This window comes from Acinetobacter genomosp. 15BJ, from assembly GCF_000400715.1.
Lineage (GTDB): Bacteria > Pseudomonadota > Gammaproteobacteria > Pseudomonadales > Moraxellaceae > Acinetobacter.
Genome location: NZ_KE007346.1, coordinates 560,427 through 582,255 on the forward strand (window position 1 = coordinate 560,427; position 21,829 = coordinate 582,255).

Below are 21,829 nucleotides of genomic sequence, written 5' to 3' on the forward strand. Positions count from 1 at the left end.
GGTTATATAAAAAAGGGTCTTCGGACTCTTTTTTTATATATAAATGAAAATGAATCTATTTTGCAAAATCGCTATTGAATTTTTATTGAGCAGACCACATCTTAGAACAATAACGCCGAACTTATAGAGCACATACTTCATGTTATTCCATTTACCTAAGTTTCCTGCTGAAATTCGTATTAGTCATTTAAATGCGCGTGTGAATGAACAAAGAAAAAGAATTGCGCAAACGACAGCATCTCGTTTGGAGTTATTACAACTTGTTCAACAACTTTCCAAAGAAGCCAAGATCCGCAAAAAGAATGATCAAAAAATCTATGTCCTCGACTTTAAAGGGGATGTCCAAGCTTCTGCCGTAGATACTATTCGTGAAGAAATTACCCTGATTTTAGCGACTGCCAAAGCAGGGCATGACCGTGTTGTTGTTCGCTTGGAAAGTCCTGGTGGAATGGTGCATGGCTATGGTCTTGCAGCAGCTCAATTGGTGCGTTTACGTGATGCAGGCTTTCACGTCACCATCTGTGTAGATAAGGTTGCAGCCAGTGGTGGTTATATGATGGCATGTATTGCCAGCGAAATTATCTCTGCGCCGTTTGCTGTGGTTGGTTCGATTGGTGTGGTCGCACAAGTGCCAAACTTCAATCGTTTGTTAAAACAACATAATGTTGATTTTGAATTATATACCGCAGGTGAATACAAGCGTACCGTGACTATGTTTGGTGAAAATACACCAGAAGGTAAGGCGAAGTTTGAAGAAGAATTGCAGCAAACCCATTCTTTATTTAAACATTTTGTTGAGAAATATCGTCCTCAACTGGATATTACAAAAGTGGCAACAGGTGAGCACTGGTATGGTGAGGACGCGCGTGAGCTGAACTTGGTTGATAAGCTACAGACCTCGGATGAGTATTTATTAAGTTTATTACCAAAGCATGATATTTATGTGATTAATACCCGTAAACGTCCAACTTTCGGTGAAAAATTAGGTTTGCAAGCTGCACAAATGGCTGAGAGTTTAATTCCAACTGTGCTCAGTAAAATTACCGATAGTCTGGCAAAGGCAAATAGCACATTGGTCCAAATGCGTGATCCAAAATTTTAATGATCGGAACTGTAAAATGATCTTGAAAAACCAGCCTATAGGGCTGGTTTTTTTATGTGTCTTCCTGTGATTTCTGTGAAAATTTTTGGTTGGATTTGAACATTTGGTGAATTAAACAAACATGACAAAACTTCTGATCGAAGAGATTGTAGTCATATCAATCATTTGATATTTTATTTGCAAGATGAATTACTTAATTATTCATTAATCGAAGAATTATTTAAAAATATAATTGATAAGTGAGCATAATAATGACAAGAGTCGTTGTTTTTTCAAAGAAAAACTCGAATATCCTACAAGATGCACAACTAAAAAGTGTGGTTTTAGACCAGCCTTCGATCGTACAGATTGGTGTAAATCAAGCAGATATTAAATCAATTATCAAGCAAGGTAATGATCTTGTCATTACACTAAAAAATGGTGAAAAGATTGTTGTTAGTGGTTTTTATAGTAATGAAAATCTAACCGAACACAGCCTAGCACTCGCAAAAGTGGATGGTACTTATGCGGTCGCAGAGTTTGATGATTCGGGTAAATTTGTTCGTTATGCCCCAGCGACCTCATTGACCCAATTTGCATATACTGATGCAGTTACTACACCAGTTTCTCAGCCTCAAAATGTTGATCATGATTCTGCGATTAGTAAATCCCAATTATGGAAAGTCGGTTTGGCTGCTTTAGTCGCAGAAGGTGTGTATTTATGGGCAGTAAAAGATGATGATGACGATAAAAATAAAAGTAGTAACCAACCGATTGATATAACACCACCAGCGACACCGACAGCGAATTTGGGTACAGATACACAAACCATTACGGGTAAAACCGAAGCGAAGGCCAAAATCGAAATTAAGGATGCTGCGGGGAAAGTGATTGCTACGACTCAAGCCGATGCCGAAGGAAATTACACGATTAAGCTGGATCAGCCTTTGGTGAATGGTGGCAAGGTCAGCGTGACCGCGATCGATAGTTCTGGCAATGCCTCTAAAGCAGCTGTCGTGACGGGAAATAAAGATACCATTGCACCAGATGCGCCGACAGCACAACTCAATGCAGATGGCACAATTGTTACTGGCAAGGCAGAAGCCAATGCCAAAGTTTCCATTTATGATGCTGATGGAAAACTATTAGGTACCGTGATTGCGAATAAAGAAGGACTGTATTCGATAAAAGTTTCACCTGCATTAACCAGTGATATAGGCGGAACAGTGGTTGCCGAAGATGCTGCAGGAAACAAATCGACACCTTCTAAAGTGATTGCCGGAAAAGATACTTTGCCTCCTGATCAACCTTTTGTGGATGTAAATAAGGAAGGTTCCTCAATTCAAGGTCGAGCAGAGGCGAATAGCAAGGTACAGATCAAAGATGCGGATGGAAAAATCATTGGCAGTGGAGTCACAGATGCGCAGGGTAAATTTCAGATTACACTTTCACCCGCATTAGCCACAGATAAAAAGGCAACCATCATTGTAGAAGATGCTGCGGGGAACCAGTCCAAGCCACTTGAGATTACTGCTGGAAAGGACACTATTGCGCCAGATAAAGCGGTTGCTGAAATCAATGCAGCAGGTGATTCGGTGGTGGGGACAGCGGAAGCAAATAGTAAAATTGAAATTAGAAGTGCGGATGGGAAAACGCTGTATGGTTCAGGTACTGTTGGTGCGGATGGAAAATTTAGCATTACACTTTCATCAGCTTTAACCGATAAAAATGTAGGTAAAGTCTATATCATTGATGCTGCAGGGAACCGTTCCGAAGCTTCCGATGTGGTCGGGACAAAAGATACGATTGCGCCGAATAAACCTATTTTGCAAACGGTCATGGATGATGTCGGTGCGGTAAAAGGGGCGATCGCTGCGGGAGGTGATACCGATGATAGCAAACCGACTTTGGCAGGTGTGGGCGAAGCAAAAGCAGTCCTGACGATTTATGACAATGGTCAACCGATTGGTACGGTAACAGTCGGGGATAATGGCAGATGGAGTTTTGAAGTCAAGCAGGATTTGAGTCTAGGGCCACATAAAATCACCTTAACCTTGACTGATGCAGCAGGGAATATTAGTGAAGCGAGTGATGCATTTAGTTTTAATGTGGTCGCACCTGTGGTGAAAGCCTCTTTGGCCGATACAATTGATTTGGGTGCCTTACACCCCCAACACGCCGAACCTGTTTCTGAATCGACCAACACTGAAAAATTGGGCTTAAGCAGCTTATTATCTTCTCCAGAATCGACATCAAATCAGTTGGATGAGGTTTTGAACCAATTGCTTACAGGGCAAAGCTCATCTGCTACCATCAACAGCTCAGGAAACGCTGATTTAACCCATCTGGATTATGCTCAGACCATTAAAGCTGATCCTTTAGACCAGCTTACGGTATTGCAACATTCTATTATTTAATTGGTATTCATATTGAGAATAGCGCCTATTTTTGCATAGGCGTTTTTTGTTTGAGCAGTTGAATGATACCGATTAGCAGTGCTCCGATGGTTGCAAGGAACATATCTTTGTGGGCATCCCACACGTCGCCTTGTTGGCCATTATAGTTTTCAGCATCTTCAGGTGATAAACCAATGGCGATCCACCATTCGATCAGTTCATAGAACATGCTCGATGCCATGACAAACTGGATAACCAGTAAAAATAAGGTCAAAGGTTTGGCAGTTGGTAACCAGACTTGAAAACAGCGATAGAAAAAAGGATAGAGTAATAGACCGTAAGCAAAATGCACCAGTCGATCATACATATTACGTGACCAACCCATGGTTTGATTTAAGTCAAAGTGAAAAAGGCTTTCAATCCATTCATTATAAGGCACATAAGAGTAGAGGTAGTGTGCCCCTAAGATATGGATCAAAAGAAAGCCCAGATAGAGGCAAAAACTATAAAAACTGATGCCAATCTTTTTCATCGTGACGATGAGGGCGATCAGCATCAAGACGGTACCCGCTTGGTGTAGTAGATAAGCCTCAAACTCAAGCGGCTGAATACTTGCGATTGCAACCACCAGAAGCACAATCGCCAGTGCAATATAATGTTTTAAACTCAGTTGTTGTTCGATCATACTGTATCCTAAATACAGTCAGGCAAGTTTTATTGCTGTTACTCAGTTGCCTTTACTGCAATTGTTCCTTTGGCTGTAGAGACGCCACCGAGTGCCTGACATGCTTGCTTATATAATTGATATTTTTGTTGTACAACTTCATCGAGCGGAATGTCAAAGAGATCTTCACCATTCTTATATTGTTCAATATAAGATGCTGCTTTGTCTTTATTCGCCGCCAGTGATTGTTGATAAAAGTTTGAAATAGAAGACGTTGCTAACTCATTGGATTCAATATTGTTACATTGAAAACTCTGTAGGACTTTTTCAGCGCGTTTTACTTCGCTTGATTTCCCAAAGATACAACCTGATAAGCTCACGGTGGCAATGAGCAAGTACAAAAGCTTCATGATCGATAGAGTAGAATTTTAAAGGACGTATTATTGTATATATGATTGAATTTATAAATTCATTATTTATGTCTAACACGATAAAAATTAATATTTTTTATGCAATCACACGATTGGATTGGACAAAATAAATAGGGCGGATTGAAAAATGAAGGTAAGAAAAGCAAAGCAGCATGATGTTGATGCTTGTGTACCTTTAATTTATAGCGCAGCTGGCGGTCAAGGAAACGAGCTTTGAAGGAGCGAGTCTTCATGTAATTCCAGATGGTCGCCGTATGGAGTGGTTATTTTAAACAGCAGTTTGTAAATAGTAGATAAAAACATTCAATTGATTGATAAAAAATGATTTTTAGCGGTATGCTAAATAGGAAAGTCATCAACACATCTTGTTATGTACATTAAGCACCCTTTTTTATTCTGTTTTTTGATTGGTCTCTCTGCTGGAGCTTATGCGGATGATTATGATTTTTTTGCAGAGCCGAGCGAAGATACAGAACATATGTTTGATGCTGCTTATCCTGAAATGAAAACAGCATATTCAGTTTTGCATAACCAATTTTTTCAAAATGAACGTTGGCGTGTCTATAACTATACGGCTTATCAAACCAATCAGTTTAACCATAAGATGTTGACAGGCGATACCACTAGCCTGTCACTGGATGATTTTTCGATTTCAGTCGGTTATGGCATGATGTATCAGTTGAACCAGACCAATCGAATTGGCTATGAATATCTTTCCAGTTTTCCCTTTGACCGAGGGCAATTGATTCGATTTTTCTGGTTACGGATTTTTTAACTGACTTTTTGATATAAACCGGCTCTGACCATACCTGCTTTGGTTTCTTTTATTTTCTGCCAAGTAGGCGGTAGGGTGAGTTGAGCTAAATCTCGATCTGCTTCTACATAAATATAAGCATGGTTTGCAATCATTGGGTCAGCAAGTTCAGCCAACTCTTGCCATAAATCCAGACTATAGGGCGGATCAAGAAACACTACATCAAAACTTGAGTTTAATTTTTTTAAAGTTTGCTGTGCCGTTGCAACATGCAGTTGGCAATTTTCCGCTTTTAACAGTTGAATATTGTCTTTTAAGACTTTGGCTTGTGTTGGATTCGGTTCAATCATTACGACTTTGGCAGCTCCACGAGAAAGCGCTTCGAAACCTAATGCACCAGAGCCACTGCACAAGTCTAAAACCTGTGCGTTTTGAATATCCCACATCAACCAGTTGAATAGTGTTTCACGGACACGATCTGGTGTTGGACGTAAACCATCAATACTGGCAAAGGGTAAAGTACGGCGTTTCCAGTTACCACCGATGATACGTAATTGATTTTTCATTATTCAGTCACTCCATCCGTAGGTTGAGCACCTGTTGCTGGTGCAACAGGTGTAGAAGCTGGAGCGGATGAAGCGACGGGTGTAGATGCTGCTTGGCCATTCTGTGTTGCCGTGGTTGCAACACTGCTGCTTGGTAGTTCACCTGGTTTAATTCCCGCAGTCATTAAGCCTCCACTGACTTGATGGCTAGCTGGACGAAGTGGATTCTTTTTACGTGTCACCAGCCAATAGTCAAAGATTGGACGTGCTAGTTGGGCAGCTGAACCGCCATGTTTACCATTTTCCCAAACCACGGCAATGGCAATTTCAGGATTATCGGCAGGCGCAAAACCAACGAATAAGCCATGGTCCCATTGTCGAGATGAAAGTGCTGCTTCGTTATAACGTTTACCTTGAGCAATACTCTTGACTTGGGCTGTCCCTGTTTTACCTGCGATTGAATATTGCAAACCACCTTTAATACCACGACCTGTACCAGATTGAATCACATCCACCATTGCATCATGCATGTTGATCCAATCTTGTTCTGTACCATTGAAATTAATTTTGCCATCAGGCGCGTTATGGACACTAAATTTTTTGGCACCTTTGGTTTCTCTGAGTACATGTGGTGTGACATGTGAACCTTTATTGGCTGTGATCGCAGTTGCCATAGCAAGTTGTAAAGGTGTAGAGGTAAATGCCCCTTGCCCGATACTGACTGAAATGGTTTCACCTTTTAGCCATTTGGATTTACGCGTTCGCATTTTCCATTCAGGACTCGGGTAGAGACCTGTGCTTTCACTTGGTAAATCAACTCCAGTTTTTTCACCAAAGCCAAATTGGCGCATCCAGTCATTCATTTTCTCAATGCCCATGCGATAGGACAGGACATAGAAATAGGTATCGCAGGACACAATTTGAGCTTTATGCATGTTCACTGAACCATGACCCGTTTTTTTATGGTCACGGAAGCGGTGACTGTCACCAGGCAATGAGAAATAACCTGGATCGGAAATTGCAGTGCTCCAATCGACGAGACCATAATGAATACCACCTAAACCAAACATTGGTTTAATGGTTGAACCTGGTGGATATGCACCCTGAACCGCACGGTTATAAAGCGGTTGATCGAGGTTGTCACGCAGTCCGCTATAGTCTTTGGAACTAATTCCTGTCACGAAGAGGTTTGGATTAAAACTTGGGCTGGAAACCAATGCGAGGATTTCACCTGTACGTGGGTCCATGGCTACAATTGCACCACGGCGATCTGCCAATTGTTTTGCGGCAATAGTTTGTAAACCGTAATCAAGTGATAAATACAGGTCATTACCACGCGCTGGATTTTGGCGGCCTAAATTACGTAGTACATTGCCGTGTGCATCGGCTTCGACAGATTCATAGCCAGGAATACCATGCAACAGGTCTTCATAGCTTTTTTCAACCCCAATTTTACCAATCAGGTTGGTACCCGCGTATAAATCCTTATCAATAGACTTGAGTTCTTTATCATTGATACGCCCCACATAACCAATCACATGCGCAAACAATTCACCATGTGGATAGTAGCGGGTCATTTGGGTTTCAATTTTGACCCCAGGAAAGGCATATTTCACTTCACTGAATTTGGCAATATCGGTTTCAGTCAAATTCAATTTGATTGCAAGGCGTTCAGTTTTACGTGCAGTTTTGACACGGCTTTTAAAGCGATCAACGTCATCTTGGGTCAAGCCCAGAATTGGAATGAGACGGGTAATAGTGTCATCAATATCGCTGACATCGGCACGACTCAGTGTTGCAGTGAAAACTGGATAGTTATCTGCTAATAGCACGCCGTTACGATCGTAGATGTAGCCACGAGCGGGTGCTAAGGGCTGTAAGCGAATACGGTTCTTATCTGATGCCGTTGTAAAATCATCGTAATGAACGATCTGTAAATATGCATAACGACAGATCAATAAAAGTAGAAAAATCGCCACGACAAAGATTGCAAAAAAGATTCGACCCTTATAAATGCGCTTTTCTTGTTGCATATTTTTTAAAGGAAAGTGCTGTTTCATAGGGTGTCGACTTAATTACAAGATGGAGAGAATACAAAGGCTACGCATTTTAACGTAAGTTGCATGATCATACTGTAGAATTTTCAACAAATCATGCAAATGATGCTGCGACAGCTTTTGACTTTGCAGACATTAAAATTGTATGGTCTTGTATATTAGAAGCAAAATAATTCTGTTAAAGTCACAAACAGTTTGAAATAGGATTTTCCAATACACTCTTAGGGAAAATGGAGAAAATAATGAGAAAAATTTGCCTTTTATTATCGGTTTTAACACTTACTGGTTTTGCCCATGCTGACGAAAATCCGTTTAAGCCTGAGCCTAAATTAAAAGATGCAAACGTTTCAACGTGGAATGTAGGTGCAGGTTTTACTAAGAAATTATTACATGCCAACCTTGAATGGGTAAATCCGTATGGGATTGCCTACGCCAAAGCGGGTGCATTTTTAAATGATGACAATGAACCCGGTGGACAAATTGGATTCCGTTACCCGTACTACTTAACTGGTACCGATAAAAATGGTTATTACCTTGGTGTCTATGCAGGACATTTAGACAGTAAGAACTATGGGGGTAAACAAAAGGGCAACTTGGGTGTTGGTGCCGATCTTGCTTATGTCTGGTTGAATAGTGAGCGTATCAGCACATTCAGTGTAGGCGCAGGAGTACGCGAAAAAATAGAAGATGGGAATGGCAATACTGTGAAAAAATCAGAACCTGTCCTTCAGTTTTCTTATACCTTAAGTTTTGGTTTGTAAGAGGAAATTAACGTTCATCCTTTTATAGGCCATCATGTATCAATAATTCAGAGAGTCATGCATGTTTGATTACGTCAATGAATTGTGGCAGATTTTCCTAAATCGACCTGACCATCTGGCAGTCTTGAGTATCATCCCTGTGACCGCCTTTGTAACATGGGCACACGTATGGATGGCATTGAAAATGGTATTTTACCCAATCAACTTTTGGGGCTTCCATTTAGGACCATTACCTGTCGGTTGGCAAGGAATTGTGCCACGTAAAGCTGGACGTATTTCAGGCATCATCACTGATAACACGCTATCTAAATTGGGTTCATTGCGAGAGTTTTTAGAAGCAATGGATCCAGAAGATATGGCGATGATCATCGGTGAGCAGGTAGGGTTTGAGCTTGAGCATCTGATTGATGAAGTGATGATTGATCGTAATGCTGTACTTTGGGAAAACCTACCTTATTCGATTAAGCGTCGTATCTACGCGCAAGCACATAAACAGTTACCCACGACACTTAGGGAACTTGTGACTGAGCTGACCATGAACGTTGAGTCACTGGTGGACATGCGTGAAATGGTGGTGAGCCAAATGGAAGGTGACCGCCGTTTAATGGTACGCATGTTCCTGAAAGTGGGTCAGAAAGAAATTAATTTTATTTGGCATATCAGTGCATTAATAGGGATGTTCTTTGGTATATTCCAAATGATCGTTTGGTTTGTAGTGCCATGGCACTGGACGGTTCCGTTTTGGGCAGCAATCTGGGGCTTTTTAACCAACTGGATTGCGATCTGGATGGTCTTCAATCCGATTGAACCACACTATATTCGTTATCCGCAGATTTTTCGTCTGACCAAAGACCGCAAATTCCCTTGGATTGTACCTGTGTTAAAGATTGGTACTTACAATGTTCAAGGTGCATTTATGAAGCGTCAGGAAGAGGTTTCCGATGTATTTGCCAGTGTGGTGACTGAAGATTTAATTACCTTAAAGTCCATCATGACTGAAATGATGTATGGTAGTAAAAAAGACAAAACTCGTCGTATTGTCAAGCGTCATATCAATGAAATTATGGAAACTCCACTGGTCAGAACCTCATTGCAGCTTTCATTAGGGCCAAGAGAATATGCTAGACTCAAGACCGACTTGATTGATCGCTCAATTGAAATTACCATGGGACCAGTATGTGACCCAGCTTTGAATGCAAGTCGTGCGCAGAAGATCTTTCAAATGTTTAGAGACCGCATCCGTGAACTAACACCGAAAGAGTTCCAAAACTTATTGCGTCCTGCGTTCCAAGAAGATGAGTGGATCTTAATTGTACTCGGTGGGGTGACTGGTTTCTTTGCTGGTTTAATTCACTTATTTGTTGCTTTCTTATAATTAATTTGATGTTGGTTGAGTGATAAGTCTGTATGATATTGCTCAATTTAAGATTTATTGTTTTTAAATGAGGATGTTCTTTTATGCGCATTATTTTACTCGGACCACCTGGGGCAGGCAAAGGTACTCAAGCTCAGTTGATCTGTAAGCGCTACAATATCCCACAAATTTCAACCGGTGATATGCTCCGTGCTGCAATTCGTGAAGGTACTGAACTTGGCTTAAAAGCGAAAAGCGTCATGGAATCAGGTGGTTTAGTCTCTGATGAACTGATTATTGGCTTGGTTAAAGAACGTATTGCTCAGCCTGACTGTGAAAATGGTTGTATCTTTGACGGTTTCCCGCGCACAATTCCACAAGCTGAAGCATTAGAAACAGCTGGAATTAGCATTGATCACGTGATTGAGATTGCTGTACCTGACGAAGAAATCGTGCAACGTCTTTCTGGTCGTCGTCAGCACCCTGCATCGGGTCGTGTTTATCACATTGTTTACAATCCACCAAAAGTGGAAGGTAAAGATGATGAAACAGGTGAAGACCTTGTGCAACGCCCAGATGACCAAGAAGAAACGATTCGTAAGCGTCTTGGGTCTTACCATAGCGAAACTGAGCAATTGGTTGGTTTCTATCAAGGTCGTGCTGCCTCTGGTGAAAATGCACCAACTTATGACAAGCTAGATGGTTTACGTGCCATCGAAAACGTTCAAGCTGATTTATTTGCAATCTTAGATAAATAATTTAAGTTGCAGATTTTAAAAGAGCTCTGAATACAGAGCTCTTTTTATTTGGAGGAAGCTCATGCTAAAAGTTGTTTTGATTTTAGTGGTCATTTTCAGCATCGTTTTACTATTATTTCTTTTGTACCAAAGTCAGAAAATGCTGCGTCATGTGCAACAGCAACAAGCCTTGGAAAATAGAAAAAATGGTAAAGCTCGCCAATTACATCCAAAACTGCAACAGCAAAAAAAACCTCAGGATTAACTGAGGTTTTTTATTGCGATTGGTTTGGTTGCACCAAATTCAAACCGATCTGGCCAGTTACAGACATCTGCAACGATACATTCACCACATTTCGGTTTACGTGCAATACAACAATAACGCCCATGCAAGATCAGCCAGTGATGGGCATCAATAATAAATTCTTTCGGAATTACTTTAATCAAGCGATCTTCTACTTCTAAAACATTTTTTCCAACAGCTAAACCAGTGCGGTTACCGACACGAAAAATGTGCGTATCAACGGCCATGGTCGGCTGACCAAAAGCAGTATTCAGTACCACATTCGCTGTTTTACGTCCTACACCGGGGAGGGCTTCCAGTTCTTTACGTGTTTCTGGAATTTGTCCTTGATATTGATCCACCAAAATTCGGCAGGTTTTAATCACGTTTTCAGCTTTAGAATTATATAAGCCAATGGTCTTGATATATGATTTTAAACCATCAATTCCGAGGTCTAAAATGGCTTGAGCGGTATTGGCAACAGGATACAGTTTATCCGTGGCTTTGTTGACACTGACATCAGTTGCTTGAGCAGACAGCAATACAGCGATCAATAGCTCAAAAGGAGAGGAGTAGTTCAGCTCGGTCTGAGGATTCGGTCTCTGTTCACGTAAACGTTCAAAAAAAGTCTGAATCTGCTTTTTAGTCATATTTTTTACGGGCATTTAGACCTCCTGCAATTCAGTTAAACGTTGTTGTAAAGCAATCAATTGAGCTTGCTTTGATTCATCAGCACGAACACTGAGTTGTTTTTCGAGTTTTTTAATCTGGGTGCGTACTTTCGCAAGTTCGATTGTTGTTTTTGCATCGAGTGTGGTGTTTTCTTTCGGCTTATCTACCAAGGTTATCACCGGAACATTATTGAGCGCCTGAGAAAATTGGGCGAAAAACTCCACATCAATTTCAGCACGTACAATCGGCCCTTTACGGCTCAAGCGACGTTTTTCTTCACGTTGGATATGCGCGTAATAACGATGTCTTAAATCATCCTGTTCAGCCGTACGTTGCATTGTGGTGGGTAAAGGTTGGGTATCTTCAACCAAATCAATACAATCGACAGGGCAAGGTGGAATGCATAACTCACAACCCGTACACAGGTCAGTCAAAATACTGTGCATTAATTTGCCACTACCAATAATCGCATCGACAGGGCAGGCACTAATACATTTGGTACAGCCAATACATTCATCTTCACGAATCACAGCTTTGATCCGTTGCGGTCGACCATCCAGTTGAATATCCCAAACGCTGGGTTCAGCTTTGAGTTGCGGGCGTTCTAACAAGGCTGCCAGTGCATCTGCAACAGGTTGTCCACCAGGCACACATTTATTGGCTTCCTCACCCTCTGCAATTGATTTTGCATAAGGTAAGCAGCCATCACGATGCCCGCATAAACCACATTGTGTTTGTGGTAACAGTTGGTCAATTTGGACAATAAGCGCATGTTGTGCAGTTGGGGACATGTATCGAAGATGAAGCAAAAAACAGGGAGCTTAGTATAGCAAATAATGATTTATCGCGGCGAAGCAATCGAAAAATATCCATAGCGTTGAAAACAGGTTGTGCTTAAAAATAGTGCTTTTATTGATGTTTTTTAGTGCAATTAAATTTTTAAATAAATCTACTTTCCTGTTGGAATGTGACTTTTTCTACATTTTTGACCTTTATTTATTATCTAAATAATGAATATTTATTGATCTAAGATTATGATTTTAATTAATAAAAATAGTTAAGCTTAAAAATAATATTGTGATGAAATAGTAATCTGTATTTAATAGTGGAAAACTCTATTTTGGTGCATTTTTAGCACCAAGATAAATCACAGGCTCGGGGGTGAATGTTGAAATACAATAGCTTAAATGACTTTCTGGATTATGTTAAAGCTAGAGATCCATATCAACCTGAATTTTTGCAGGCGGTCGAAGAAGTGATGACCAGCTTGTGGCCATTCATTGAGAAAAATCCGAAATATGCTCAATATGGCTTGCTAGAACGACTGGTTGAACCTGAGCGAGCGATTCAATTCCGTGTATCGTGGATGGATGACCAAGGCCAGACCCATGTCAATCGTGGTTTCCGTGTTCAATACAACTCTGCAATTGGTCCATACAAAGGGGGAATGCGTTTCCATCCTTCTGTGAACTTGTCCATTTTAAAGTTTTTAGGCTTTGAACAAACATTTAAAAATGCGCTAACTACTCTGCCAATGGGCGGTGGTAAAGGTGGTTCGGATTTTGACCCGAAAGGTAAATCTGAAGCAGAAATCATGCGCTTCTGCCAAGCTTTGATGCTGGAGCTGTACCGTCATCTTGGCTCAAATACCGATATTCCTGCTGGGGATATTGGGGTGGGTGGTCGTGAAGTTGGCTATATGACCGGTATGATGAAGAAGTTAAGTAACGACACATCATGCGTATTTACAGGTAAAGGGATTTCATTTGGCGGTTCATTGGCCCGTCCTGAAGCAACAGGCTATGGCACAGTGTATTTTGCAGAGGAAATGCTGAAAACTCGTGGCGATAGTTTTGCCAATAAAACCGTATCGATTTCAGGTTCAGGCAATGTGGCGCAATATGCCGCAGAAAAAGCGATGTTCTTAGGCGCTAAAGTTGTGACTTTGTCTGATTCAAATGGTACGGTCTATTTAAAGAATGGCTTTACTAAGGCTTTGCTCGATGAAGTGATGGAACTGAAAAATGTTCAACGCGGTCGGATGTCAGAATTCGCATCAAAGCATGGTTTTGAATATTTCGAAGGCAAAACTCCGTGGCATATTGCCGTAGATATTGCTCTACCTTGTGCAACGCAAAATGAGCTCAATGCTGAAGATGCAGCAACGTTATTGTCCAATGGCGTGATTTGTGTAGCAGAAGGCGCGAATATGCCATCTACACTTGAGGCCGTTGAAAAATTTATTGCAGCGAAAATCCTATATGCACCAGGTAAAGCATCGAATGCAGGTGGGGTAGCAACCTCTGGTTTGGAAATGTCGCAGAATGCCAATCGCTTGGGTTGGTCATTTGAACAGGTTGATGAGCGCTTACATGCGATTATGAAAGAGATTCATCGTAACTGTGTCAAATACGGGACTCAGGAAGATGGCTCAATTAACTATGTTGATGGGGCGAATATTGCAGGTTTTGTAAAAGTTGCTGATGCAATTTTAGCGCAGGGCATTTATTAACAATCTTACGGATTCCCTCTTTAATAAAGAGGGAATTTTCATAAAAAAATCCGATGACAAAGCATCGGATTTTTTATTTCTAACTGAAATTATGGTTTTTTCACAATCTCTTGCTCAACAACCATATCGAGTACGTCTGCAATGCTTGATTGGTCAGCAGCAGGGTTTTTAATGTCAAAACGTTTAACACGTACAATCACACGTTGTTGTGGATTGTGCTCAAAACCTTCGATTTGACCGTAGTACAATGACCAGTTTTTATCTGCGTAAGTTTTTAAACCTTTGTCATCATATTTGATTTCAAGAACTTGCATACAGGTTTGTGGTGCCACGCCTGTGCATGATTTAGTTTCAGGTGAAATTTCTAAGAAAACTGTTTTACCTTCAGACTGGTATTTTGCTTCTGGGGTCATTTTACCAACAAAGGTATATTTTTGACCTTTAGCATCCGCGATTACCAATGTTGGTTGCTCTGGGTTGGTTGCATTTACTTCAAACGCGATTTGACGTTTTTGTAGAAGATCACCTGCGAATTTTTCTTGTGCCATCAATGCTGGTTCACATGCCATCATGGTTGATGCACCGTCGCCCGTAGCGATTAAACCATTTTCAATTTTCCATGATGTATTTAAACGGTTGCAACCTGTGTCTACAGATAAACGATCGTTCGCTAAGAAGCTTAATACGATTGGACGTTTGGTATCAGCAGGTTGATATGACCAAGTGTAGTTGGTTAACACGTTACTATTCGTCACTTTTGCACCTGTAAATACATGTTTTTGACCTTTACTATCCGTCACAGTCAAGATGGCTTGACCATTCACTGTGCTGATTTCAAATGGTACTTTTTTCTCGCTGAAGATGTCAGCAGATAAACGTTCTTGCTGCATTAAATCATCAGCACAAGCCATCATGGTCGATACAAGTGGAGACGTTACAATTTTGTTGCCTTCAACTGCCCAAGTACCGCCTTGGTTGTTACAGCCAGTTTGGATTGCAAGTTTTTGGTCAGCGTTAAAAGTTAACACTAAAGGTTTAGATGCTTTAGAACCTTGGTAAGTCCAATTATATTCAGTTAGGTTTTTTGCAGCAGTTGTATTAATTTGAGAAATTACATTATCAGTCACATTTTGCACAGTTTGGCACGCCATTAAAGAAAGCGGAAGTAATGCAAGAACTAAATATTTGATTTTCATATTCAAAACAACGATAAGTAAATAACAGACATAAGCTTAAAGTATTCTTAAAAAGAGAACATGGTAACCGTTTAGGAATTAAGTTCGTTAAATGTTTCTATTTGTAAAATTTTGGAAAAATATAGAAGATTTATAGGCTTGCCATTATTTGGTTCAAGCCTATTTTATAATTATGTGATGTAGTTGGTTATTTAGTCAAAACGATAAATATCCATACCCAACGAGCCCATCGAGAAGCTGCTATGTACAATATTGAAACGATGACCTGTACCCATTGCAAAGAATAGTGGCGCAAGGTGCTCAAGGCTCGGGTGATTACGCTCAATATAAGGCAAAGATGGCCAATCTAGTACCGCATCGTAATCTTGATGACTGAGTTTACTGACCACTGTATTACGGAAAGTACTGGCCCATGCGGGTACATCGGCATCAGCATGCCATGACAATTCAGCCAGATTGTGAGTAATACTGCCTGAACCGATCAACAGAATTTGTTGCTCTCGTAACGGTGAGAGTACTTCTCCAACATGGTAAATGTCGTCAGCACTCATATAAAGGGGGAGTGAAATCTCAATCACAGGGATATCTGCATCTGGATACATGTGCAAAAGCGGCATCCAGACGCCATGATCGCGTGGACGGGTACTATTGGCATGTGCAGAAATACCCGCTGTTGCAAAGCGCGAGAGGATTTCTTCTGCCAGTTTTGGTGCGCCTGCCGCAGGGTAGCGAATGTCATATAATTCAGGCGGAAAACCACGGAAGTCATGCCACGTTTCTGGGCGTGTTGAAGTGTTGACTTCTAAGGCTTGGCTTTCCCAGTGCGCTGACATCACCACTATGGCCTGTGGTTTCGGCAAGTTACTGCCCAGACGATGCAGTGCAGGACCCACTTGCTCTGGATCAAGTGCCAGCATGGGCGAACCATGAGAAATAAATAATCCGGGTAAAGTTTGCAGATCCATAAATAAACACCTGAAAGGGAATACACCATTATCCTGACAAATTCAGTACTGCAGTGATAGCCCTTAAATTTCAACATGTTGTTCTAAAATTAGAACAGTTTTAAGCACGATGGTACGGGTGGTTATGATTAATACTCATGGCACGATAAAGTTGCTCAATCAGTAGAATACGTACCATTGGGTGCGGCATGGTCAGTTTTGACAATGACCAATGCCAAGCAGCAGCTTTACGAACAGCATCGGAATGCCCATCAGGACCACCAATTGCAATCGCAATATCATTGCCTTCAAGCATCCATTGTTTCATCGTATCAGCTAACTTTTCCGTACTCAGTTCACGACCATTTACTTCTAAAGCAATCAAGGTTTCATTGGATTTGAGTGCATTTAGAATACTTTCACCTTCAATTTGACAGTATTTCAAAATATCTGCCTCAGAGTCATTTTTGCCGCGCTTTGCCATTGGAAGCTCAATCACCTGTGTTTGTACAAAGGGCTGGATACGTTTGAAATAGTCTTCAAATCCAGTTAACACCCAAGCAGGCATTTTTTGACCAATGGTGAGAATGCGGATTTTCATAGGCGTGTGTGCTTGAGGAAATGAGCCTTATTATAAACGCTGTTCTTTGTTACATGCAGGTAAGTATGGTTTATCTAGTCATAAAAAATACAAAAAGCAGTTGTAGCATAGTCATAAAAAACGCAGCTCAAAACGCGTATGAGCTGCGATCAAAGTGCCATCCGTCTGGAGTTCGGATGGCGCTAAAATGAGTTCATGAGTCAAATTTAGCCTTTGTTTTTATCGACTCTATTTTATTATGCCGCATGTTGGTTATTTTTCAACCATATTGTGTAACAAAAAAAGAGAGCCGAAGCTCTCTTTTATGTCCAATCATTTACTGATTAGTGACGTGCTGCTTTTGCTTCTTCGACTGGTTTTACAATCGGTGTCTTTGGCAAAGGCTTTGGTGTATCTGTCAGTGCTAAAGGTAGAATTTCATCAATGCTTTTCACTGCTTTGATTTCTAATCCTTCTTTGACATTGTCAGGAATTTCAGCCAAATCACGGACGTTATCTTGTGGAATAAACACCAGTTTGATTCCACCACGGTGAGCCGCAAGAAGTTTCTCTTTTAAGCCACCAATACGCATCGCGCGACCACCTAAACTGGTTTCACCTGTCATCGCGATATCTGGACGAATCGGAATACCTGTAAATGCCGACACAAGGGCAGTGGTCAGGGCTAAACCAGCAGATGGACCATCTTTTGGCGTTGCGCCTTCAGGCAAGTGAACATGCACATCTGTTTCTTCAAAACGTGATGCTTCAATTCCCAATTCATCAGCACGCGTACGTACTACAGTCATCGCAGCGGTAATTGATTCCTTCATTACATCACCAAGTGAACCAGTAGTAATGAATTTACCTTTACCTTTGACTGCTGCAACTTCAATGGTAAGTAATTCACCACCGACAGAGGTCCAAGCCAAGCCATTAACACGACCCACTTGTGCTTCATCTTCTGCAATACCGAAGTCAAACTTATGTGGACCTAAGTATTCAGGAAGATTGGCTGAAGTCACGTCAATCTGTAAGTTTTTAGACTTCTTGCTCACCGCTTCTTTCACGACTTTACGGGCAATTTTAGACACTTCACGCTCTAAACTACGAACACCCGCTTCACGTGTATAACGTTGTACGATGTCGCGGATTGCCTCTTCGTGAACAGTCAATTCTTTTGTACGTAAACCATTGTTCTTGATTGCTTTCGGAACAAGGTAACGTTCAGCAATATTCACTTTTTCATCTTCGGTATAACCCGGAAGACGAATGACTTCCATACGATCCAGCAAGGCCTCAGGAATATTCATGCTGTTTGCAGTACAGATGAACATCACTTCTGAAAGGTCAAGGTCAAGATCTAAATAATGGTCATTGAACTTGCTGTTTTGTGATGGATCAAGTACTTCAAGCAACGCTGAAGCAGGATCACCACGGTAATCTTGTGCCATCTTGTCGATTTCATCGAGTAAGAACAATGGGTTCTTGACACCGACTTTCGTCAATGACTGCACGATCTTACCTGGCATCGCACCAATATAAGTACGACGGTGACCACGAATCTCGGCTTCATCACGTACACCACCGAGTGCCATACGGACAAACTCACGACCTGTTGCTTTTGCAACTGATTCACCGAGTGAAGTCTTACCAACACCTGGAGGACCAACCAAACATAGGATCGGACCTTTGAGTTTTTTAACACGAGACTGAACTGCCAAGTATTCAACAATACGATCTTTTACGTCATCTAAGCCGTAATGATCTGTATCAAGAATTTCCTGTGCTTTCGCAAGGTTAATACTGACCTTGCTGGCTTTATTCCAAGGCGTATCTAAAATAACTTCTAGATAGTTGCGAACAACAGCAGCTTCGCTTGAAGCAGGTTGCATCGCTTTCAGCTTACGAAACTCAGCTTCAGCTTTTTTACGTACGTGCTCAGGTAAATCTGCTTCCGCAAGACGTTTTTCAATTTCTGCAACGTCATCTTCCGCACCGCCATTCATATCGGAAAGTTCACGTTGAATGACCTTCATTTTTTCATTTAGAAAGTATTCACGTTGGTTCTTTTCCATTTGGCGTTTTACACTGTCATGCAGCGTTTGCTCAATTTGCTGTTCAGCAGATTGATTCATCAAATAGCTCATTAACTCTTGTAAGTGATCTTCAAACTCGTCGTGCTCTAAAAATTTTTGTTTCACTTCAATATTTAAAGGTACACGAGTTGCAACGAAGAACATCAATTGCAATAAGTCTTCGATTTTGTTTGCTGCTGCAACGAGTTCACGTGCATTACGTAGTTTCGCTTCTGCATATTGAGCGAATAGGGTACGTAATTCATTTAAGCGAGTCTCTTGGGTCTCTTCGTCCAAAGGTAATGTCATTGGGCTTAAATGATGTTCAGCTGTTAAGTATTCTTCTCCGTCAATAATGCGTTCTAACTTAGAACGATGTAGACCTTCAATAAGTACTTTAATGCAGTTTTCATCATTTTCATGATTGACTACTTGTACGATCTTAGCCACGGTTCCATATTGATAGAGATTATCGTGATCAATTTCTTCTGTGAGCGAATCTTTTTGCGCAACTACAAATACTAAATTGTCACTGTTACGAGCCACATCCACTGCATTGATCGATTTTTCACGACCCACGAATAGCGCGATTTGCATGTGTGGATACACCACAACATCACGTAACGCTAATAGTGGTAATACACTTGGAACCTGTGGCTCTAAGCTAGTTTCATTGTTTAAGATATATTCAGACATGGGCACTCCTAATGAGTGACAACGGTGTTGCCATGTTTTTTATAGTGATGTGCATTTGAAAAAATACAAGGGGGTGGGATTAGAAAATATAAAAAAAAGACTAAATTACTCAAGATTCATTGCGGAAATAAGAAAAAAAGCATGCTAAGGCATGAAATAATAAAACTTTTTAGGGCAAAGTAAGGCATTTAATGGTTGGTCCCATTTCTGCCTTAATAGCGGGGTGTCAACATATTGAAATGTGTGAGCAAGACCAAGACGATAAGGACGATGTTTGGCTGATGCCAAGGTTCGATCATAATAGCCGCCGCCCATGCCAATACGTGTTCCAAACTGATCACAAGCCAATAAAGGCATAATGAGTAAGTCTAAATATGAAACATGTTTGCCACGACTTGCCATCGGCTCTTTCATTCCTAGGGGGTGATGGGAAAATCTCCTATTTAAATATTGTCTCGAGCTCACTTTTACCCAAACTAAATGCTGATTCATATTACAAATCATGGGCAAGTAAACGTGTTTATTTTGCCTAAAACAAAGCTTTAACAGTTGATCGGTATGTACTTCACCAAAGGCATGTAAATAAAGTCCAATTTTTGATGCGGATTTAAATCGAGTAAATTGTCTAAGTTGAACCAAAACACGTTGTTCAGCTTTCTTTTGTTCGTAATGAGAGAGTTGTCTTCTTTTTGAACGGAGTTGTTTTCTTAATGTGTTTAATGTCTGACTCATAAGGTTTAAAAAAACTGTTTTGAGGTAAAGGCAATCATACCTGATTTACTGTCTGAATTCTAAAATCAAAGCTTTTTATACTTTTAAGTAAAATTAATAACTTATATATCAATCTGTATTTATTCTAACAAATATGGTTTTAATTATTTATTCCAATAATTAATGGGTGTTTGAGGTATTGAATATTATTTATTAATACATTAAAGAGTAATTACTCTATTTTTCATGTTCTTTATAAAATAAAACACAATAAAAACAAAATGAAACAAATAATTATTTTTATTATTTTAATCAAATATTTAATCAATTGTTTGTTTTGTTAATATGAGAAATATATCTCACTTTATAGATAAAAATGTTTATTCATACTTTACCAGTTTCATTGGTTTTATTAGCATCCGCGACTCTTTTTTTAGCACCGAACTAAAAATGCTCATTGGCATTTTTAGACCATCAATAACTGTAGTAATTATCTGAGAATTTTTATGAATAAAGTATATAAAGTGGTTTGGAATGCATCGATTGGCGCATGGGTTGCAACATCAGAACTCGCAAAAAGCAAAACAAAAACCAAATCAAAAGTTCTCGTAATAAGGTCATTAGCAATGTTGCTGATGGTTCAATTGTGAATGGTTCAAAAGATGCGGTGAATGGTGGTCAGATCAAGAATATTTCTGACAGCATCAAGAACAGCATTGGTGGAAACACAACAGTTAATCCAGATGGCAGCATCAGCACCAACAACATTGGTGGTACAGGTGAAAACAACATCAATGATGCAATCAGCAATGTGAAAGACGCTGCAACTAAAGCGAAAACTACAGTGACTGAAGGCGACAACATTGTTGTTAAAGAGACGACCAATAAAGATGGTAGTACTAACTACGAAGTTTCAACCAAGAAAGACCTTAATTTAGACAGCATCACGACTGCTGATACGGTATTAAACGACAAAGGTTTAACCATTAAAGATGGTCCAAGCATCACTAAAGATGGCATCAATGCAGGTAATAAAGTCATTACCAATGTTGCAGATGGTTCAATCGCGAATGGTTCTAAAGATGCAGTGAATGGCGGTCAGATCAAGAATATTTCTGACAGCATCAAGAACAGCATTGGTGGAAACACAACGGTTAATCCAGATGGCAGCATCAGCACCAACAACATTGGTGGCACAGGTAAAGACAATATCAATGATGCAATCAAGTCAGTTGATGACAAAGTCACTACAGGTGTTAATGATCTGACTAACAAAGGCTTGAACTTTGCAGGTAATGCTGGTGTAGATGTTCATCGTAAATTGGGTGAGAAGTTAAACATTGTTGGTGGCGCTGATGCTGCAACAGCAGAAGACAA

Annotated in this window: 20 protein-coding genes and 1 pseudogene; 10 read left to right on the forward strand and 11 right to left on the reverse strand. The window is 40.5% G+C overall.

Features of this window, described 5'->3' with window-relative positions; all coding sequences use genetic code 11:
• The first annotated feature begins 139 nt into the window (after positions 1-139).
• Both sohB and blp2 read left to right on the forward strand, forming a co-directional pair.
• A complete protein-coding gene (gene sohB / locus F896_RS14105) occupies positions 140-1,102 on the forward strand; it encodes a protease SohB (protein WP_005202324.1) in 963 nt (320 codons plus the stop codon).
• A 251-nt stretch (positions 1,103-1,353) separates the two neighbouring features.
• Complete coding sequence (gene blp2 / locus F896_RS14100; RefSeq protein WP_016162949.1) at positions 1,354-3,498, forward strand: Ig-like repeat protein Blp2; 2,145 nt, start codon at positions 1,354-1,356, stop codon at positions 3,496-3,498.
• 25 nt (positions 3,499-3,523) lie between these two features.
• Here blp2 and F896_RS14095 read toward each other — a convergent pair whose 3' ends face one another.
• Entirely contained in the window at positions 3,524-4,162 is a 639-nt protein-coding gene (locus tag F896_RS14095; RefSeq protein ID WP_016162950.1) for a DUF2238 domain-containing protein, read from the reverse strand.
• A gap of 38 nt (positions 4,163-4,200) precedes the next feature.
• Complete coding sequence (locus tag F896_RS14090) at positions 4,201-4,551, reverse strand: hypothetical protein (RefSeq protein WP_016162951.1); 351 nt, start codon at positions 4,549-4,551, stop codon at positions 4,201-4,203.
• A 391-nt stretch (positions 4,552-4,942) separates the two neighbouring features.
• Between F896_RS14090 and F896_RS14085 the strand changes: the two genes are divergently transcribed.
• A complete protein-coding gene (locus F896_RS14085) occupies positions 4,943-5,347 on the forward strand; it encodes a hypothetical protein (RefSeq protein ID WP_005202329.1) in 405 nt (134 codons plus the stop codon).
• Here F896_RS14085 and rsmD read toward each other — a convergent pair.
• Positions 5,344-5,892, reverse strand: a complete 549-nt coding sequence (gene rsmD, locus F896_RS14080) for a 16S rRNA (guanine(966)-N(2))-methyltransferase RsmD (protein ID WP_016162953.1) — start codon at positions 5,890-5,892, stop codon at positions 5,344-5,346. The genes F896_RS14085 and rsmD overlap by 4 nt on opposite strands.
• Complete coding sequence (gene mrdA, locus F896_RS14075; protein ID WP_005202332.1) at positions 5,892-7,931, reverse strand: penicillin-binding protein 2; 2,040 nt, start codon at positions 7,929-7,931, stop codon at positions 5,892-5,894. The genes rsmD and mrdA overlap by 1 nt, the downstream gene beginning before the upstream one ends.
• 239 nt (positions 7,932-8,170) lie before the next feature.
• Here mrdA and F896_RS14070 point away from each other — a divergent pair, with 239 nt between their 5' ends.
• The 4 genes from F896_RS14070 (at position 8,171) to F896_RS14055 (ending at position 11,045) form a co-directional block, all read left to right on the forward strand.
• A complete protein-coding gene (locus tag F896_RS14070) occupies positions 8,171-8,689 on the forward strand; it encodes a hypothetical protein (RefSeq protein WP_004801255.1) in 519 nt (172 codons plus the stop codon).
• A gap of 61 nt (positions 8,690-8,750) precedes the next feature.
• Entirely contained in the window at positions 8,751-10,064 is a 1,314-nt protein-coding gene (locus F896_RS14065; RefSeq protein ID WP_004801253.1) for a DUF445 domain-containing protein, read from the forward strand.
• 83 nt (positions 10,065-10,147) lie between these two features.
• Positions 10,148-10,801, forward strand: coding sequence for an adenylate kinase (adk, locus tag F896_RS14060; RefSeq protein WP_004801251.1), 654 nt, complete (start codon positions 10,148-10,150; stop codon positions 10,799-10,801).
• 61 nt (positions 10,802-10,862) lie between these two features.
• A complete protein-coding gene (locus F896_RS14055; protein WP_004801249.1) occupies positions 10,863-11,045 on the forward strand; it encodes a hypothetical protein in 183 nt (60 codons plus the stop codon).
• Here the strand turns inward: F896_RS14055 and nth are convergent.
• Positions 11,042-11,728, reverse strand: coding sequence for an endonuclease III (nth, locus tag F896_RS14050; RefSeq protein ID WP_016162954.1), 687 nt, complete (start codon positions 11,726-11,728; stop codon positions 11,042-11,044). The two genes, F896_RS14055 and nth, sit on opposite strands and share 4 nt — an antisense overlap.
• Positions 11,729-12,526 (reverse strand): RnfABCDGE type electron transport complex subunit B, encoded by a 798-nt coding sequence (locus F896_RS14045; protein ID WP_016162955.1) that lies wholly within the window; start codon positions 12,524-12,526, stop codon positions 11,729-11,731. It abuts the gene before it with no gap.
• A gap of 374 nt (positions 12,527-12,900) precedes the next feature.
• Between F896_RS14045 and gdhA the strand changes: the two genes are divergently transcribed.
• The gene (gene gdhA / locus F896_RS14040; RefSeq protein ID WP_016162956.1) at positions 12,901-14,247 is read left to right on the forward strand and encodes an NADP-specific glutamate dehydrogenase; all 1,347 of its coding nucleotides are present in this window, start codon (positions 12,901-12,903) and stop codon (positions 14,245-14,247) included.
• 89 nt (positions 14,248-14,336) lie between these two features.
• Here gdhA and F896_RS14035 read toward each other — a convergent pair whose 3' ends face one another.
• From F896_RS14035 to F896_RS14015, 5 genes are all read right to left on the reverse strand, one after another.
• On the reverse strand, positions 14,337-15,443 hold the full coding sequence (locus F896_RS14035) for an META and DUF4377 domain-containing protein (protein ID WP_016162957.1): 1,107 nt from the start codon (positions 15,441-15,443) through the stop codon (positions 14,337-14,339).
• Between the two features lie 191 nt (positions 15,444-15,634).
• Positions 15,635-16,408 (reverse strand): DODA-type extradiol aromatic ring-opening family dioxygenase, encoded by a 774-nt coding sequence (locus F896_RS14030; protein ID WP_005202340.1) that lies wholly within the window; start codon positions 16,406-16,408, stop codon positions 15,635-15,637.
• A gap of 100 nt (positions 16,409-16,508) precedes the next feature.
• Positions 16,509-16,988, reverse strand: a complete 480-nt coding sequence (gene rlmH / locus F896_RS14025) for a 23S rRNA (pseudouridine(1915)-N(3))-methyltransferase RlmH (RefSeq protein WP_004801239.1) — start codon at positions 16,986-16,988, stop codon at positions 16,509-16,511.
• Between the two features lie 323 nt (positions 16,989-17,311).
• A complete protein-coding gene (gene lon / locus F896_RS14020) occupies positions 17,312-19,741 on the reverse strand; it encodes an endopeptidase La (RefSeq protein ID WP_005269993.1) in 2,430 nt (809 codons plus the stop codon).
• Between the two features lie 144 nt (positions 19,742-19,885).
• Complete coding sequence (locus tag F896_RS14015) at positions 19,886-20,473, reverse strand: 5-formyltetrahydrofolate cyclo-ligase (protein ID WP_005243307.1); 588 nt, start codon at positions 20,471-20,473, stop codon at positions 19,886-19,888.
• A gap of 485 nt (positions 20,474-20,958) precedes the next feature.
• Between F896_RS14015 and F896_RS21200 the strand changes: the two genes are divergently transcribed.
• Together F896_RS21200 and F896_RS14010 are read left to right on the forward strand one after the other, a co-directional pair.
• Positions 20,959-21,102 carry an ESPR-type extended signal peptide-containing protein gene (locus tag F896_RS21200; protein WP_081401931.1) on the forward strand — a complete coding sequence of 48 codons (144 nt, stop codon included), beginning with the start codon at positions 20,959-20,961 and terminating at the stop codon, positions 21,100-21,102.
• A pseudogene (locus F896_RS14010) lies at positions 21,048-21,829 on the forward strand (cell surface protein); the annotation flags it as partial. The gene F896_RS21200 and the pseudogene F896_RS14010, both read left to right, overlap by 55 nt.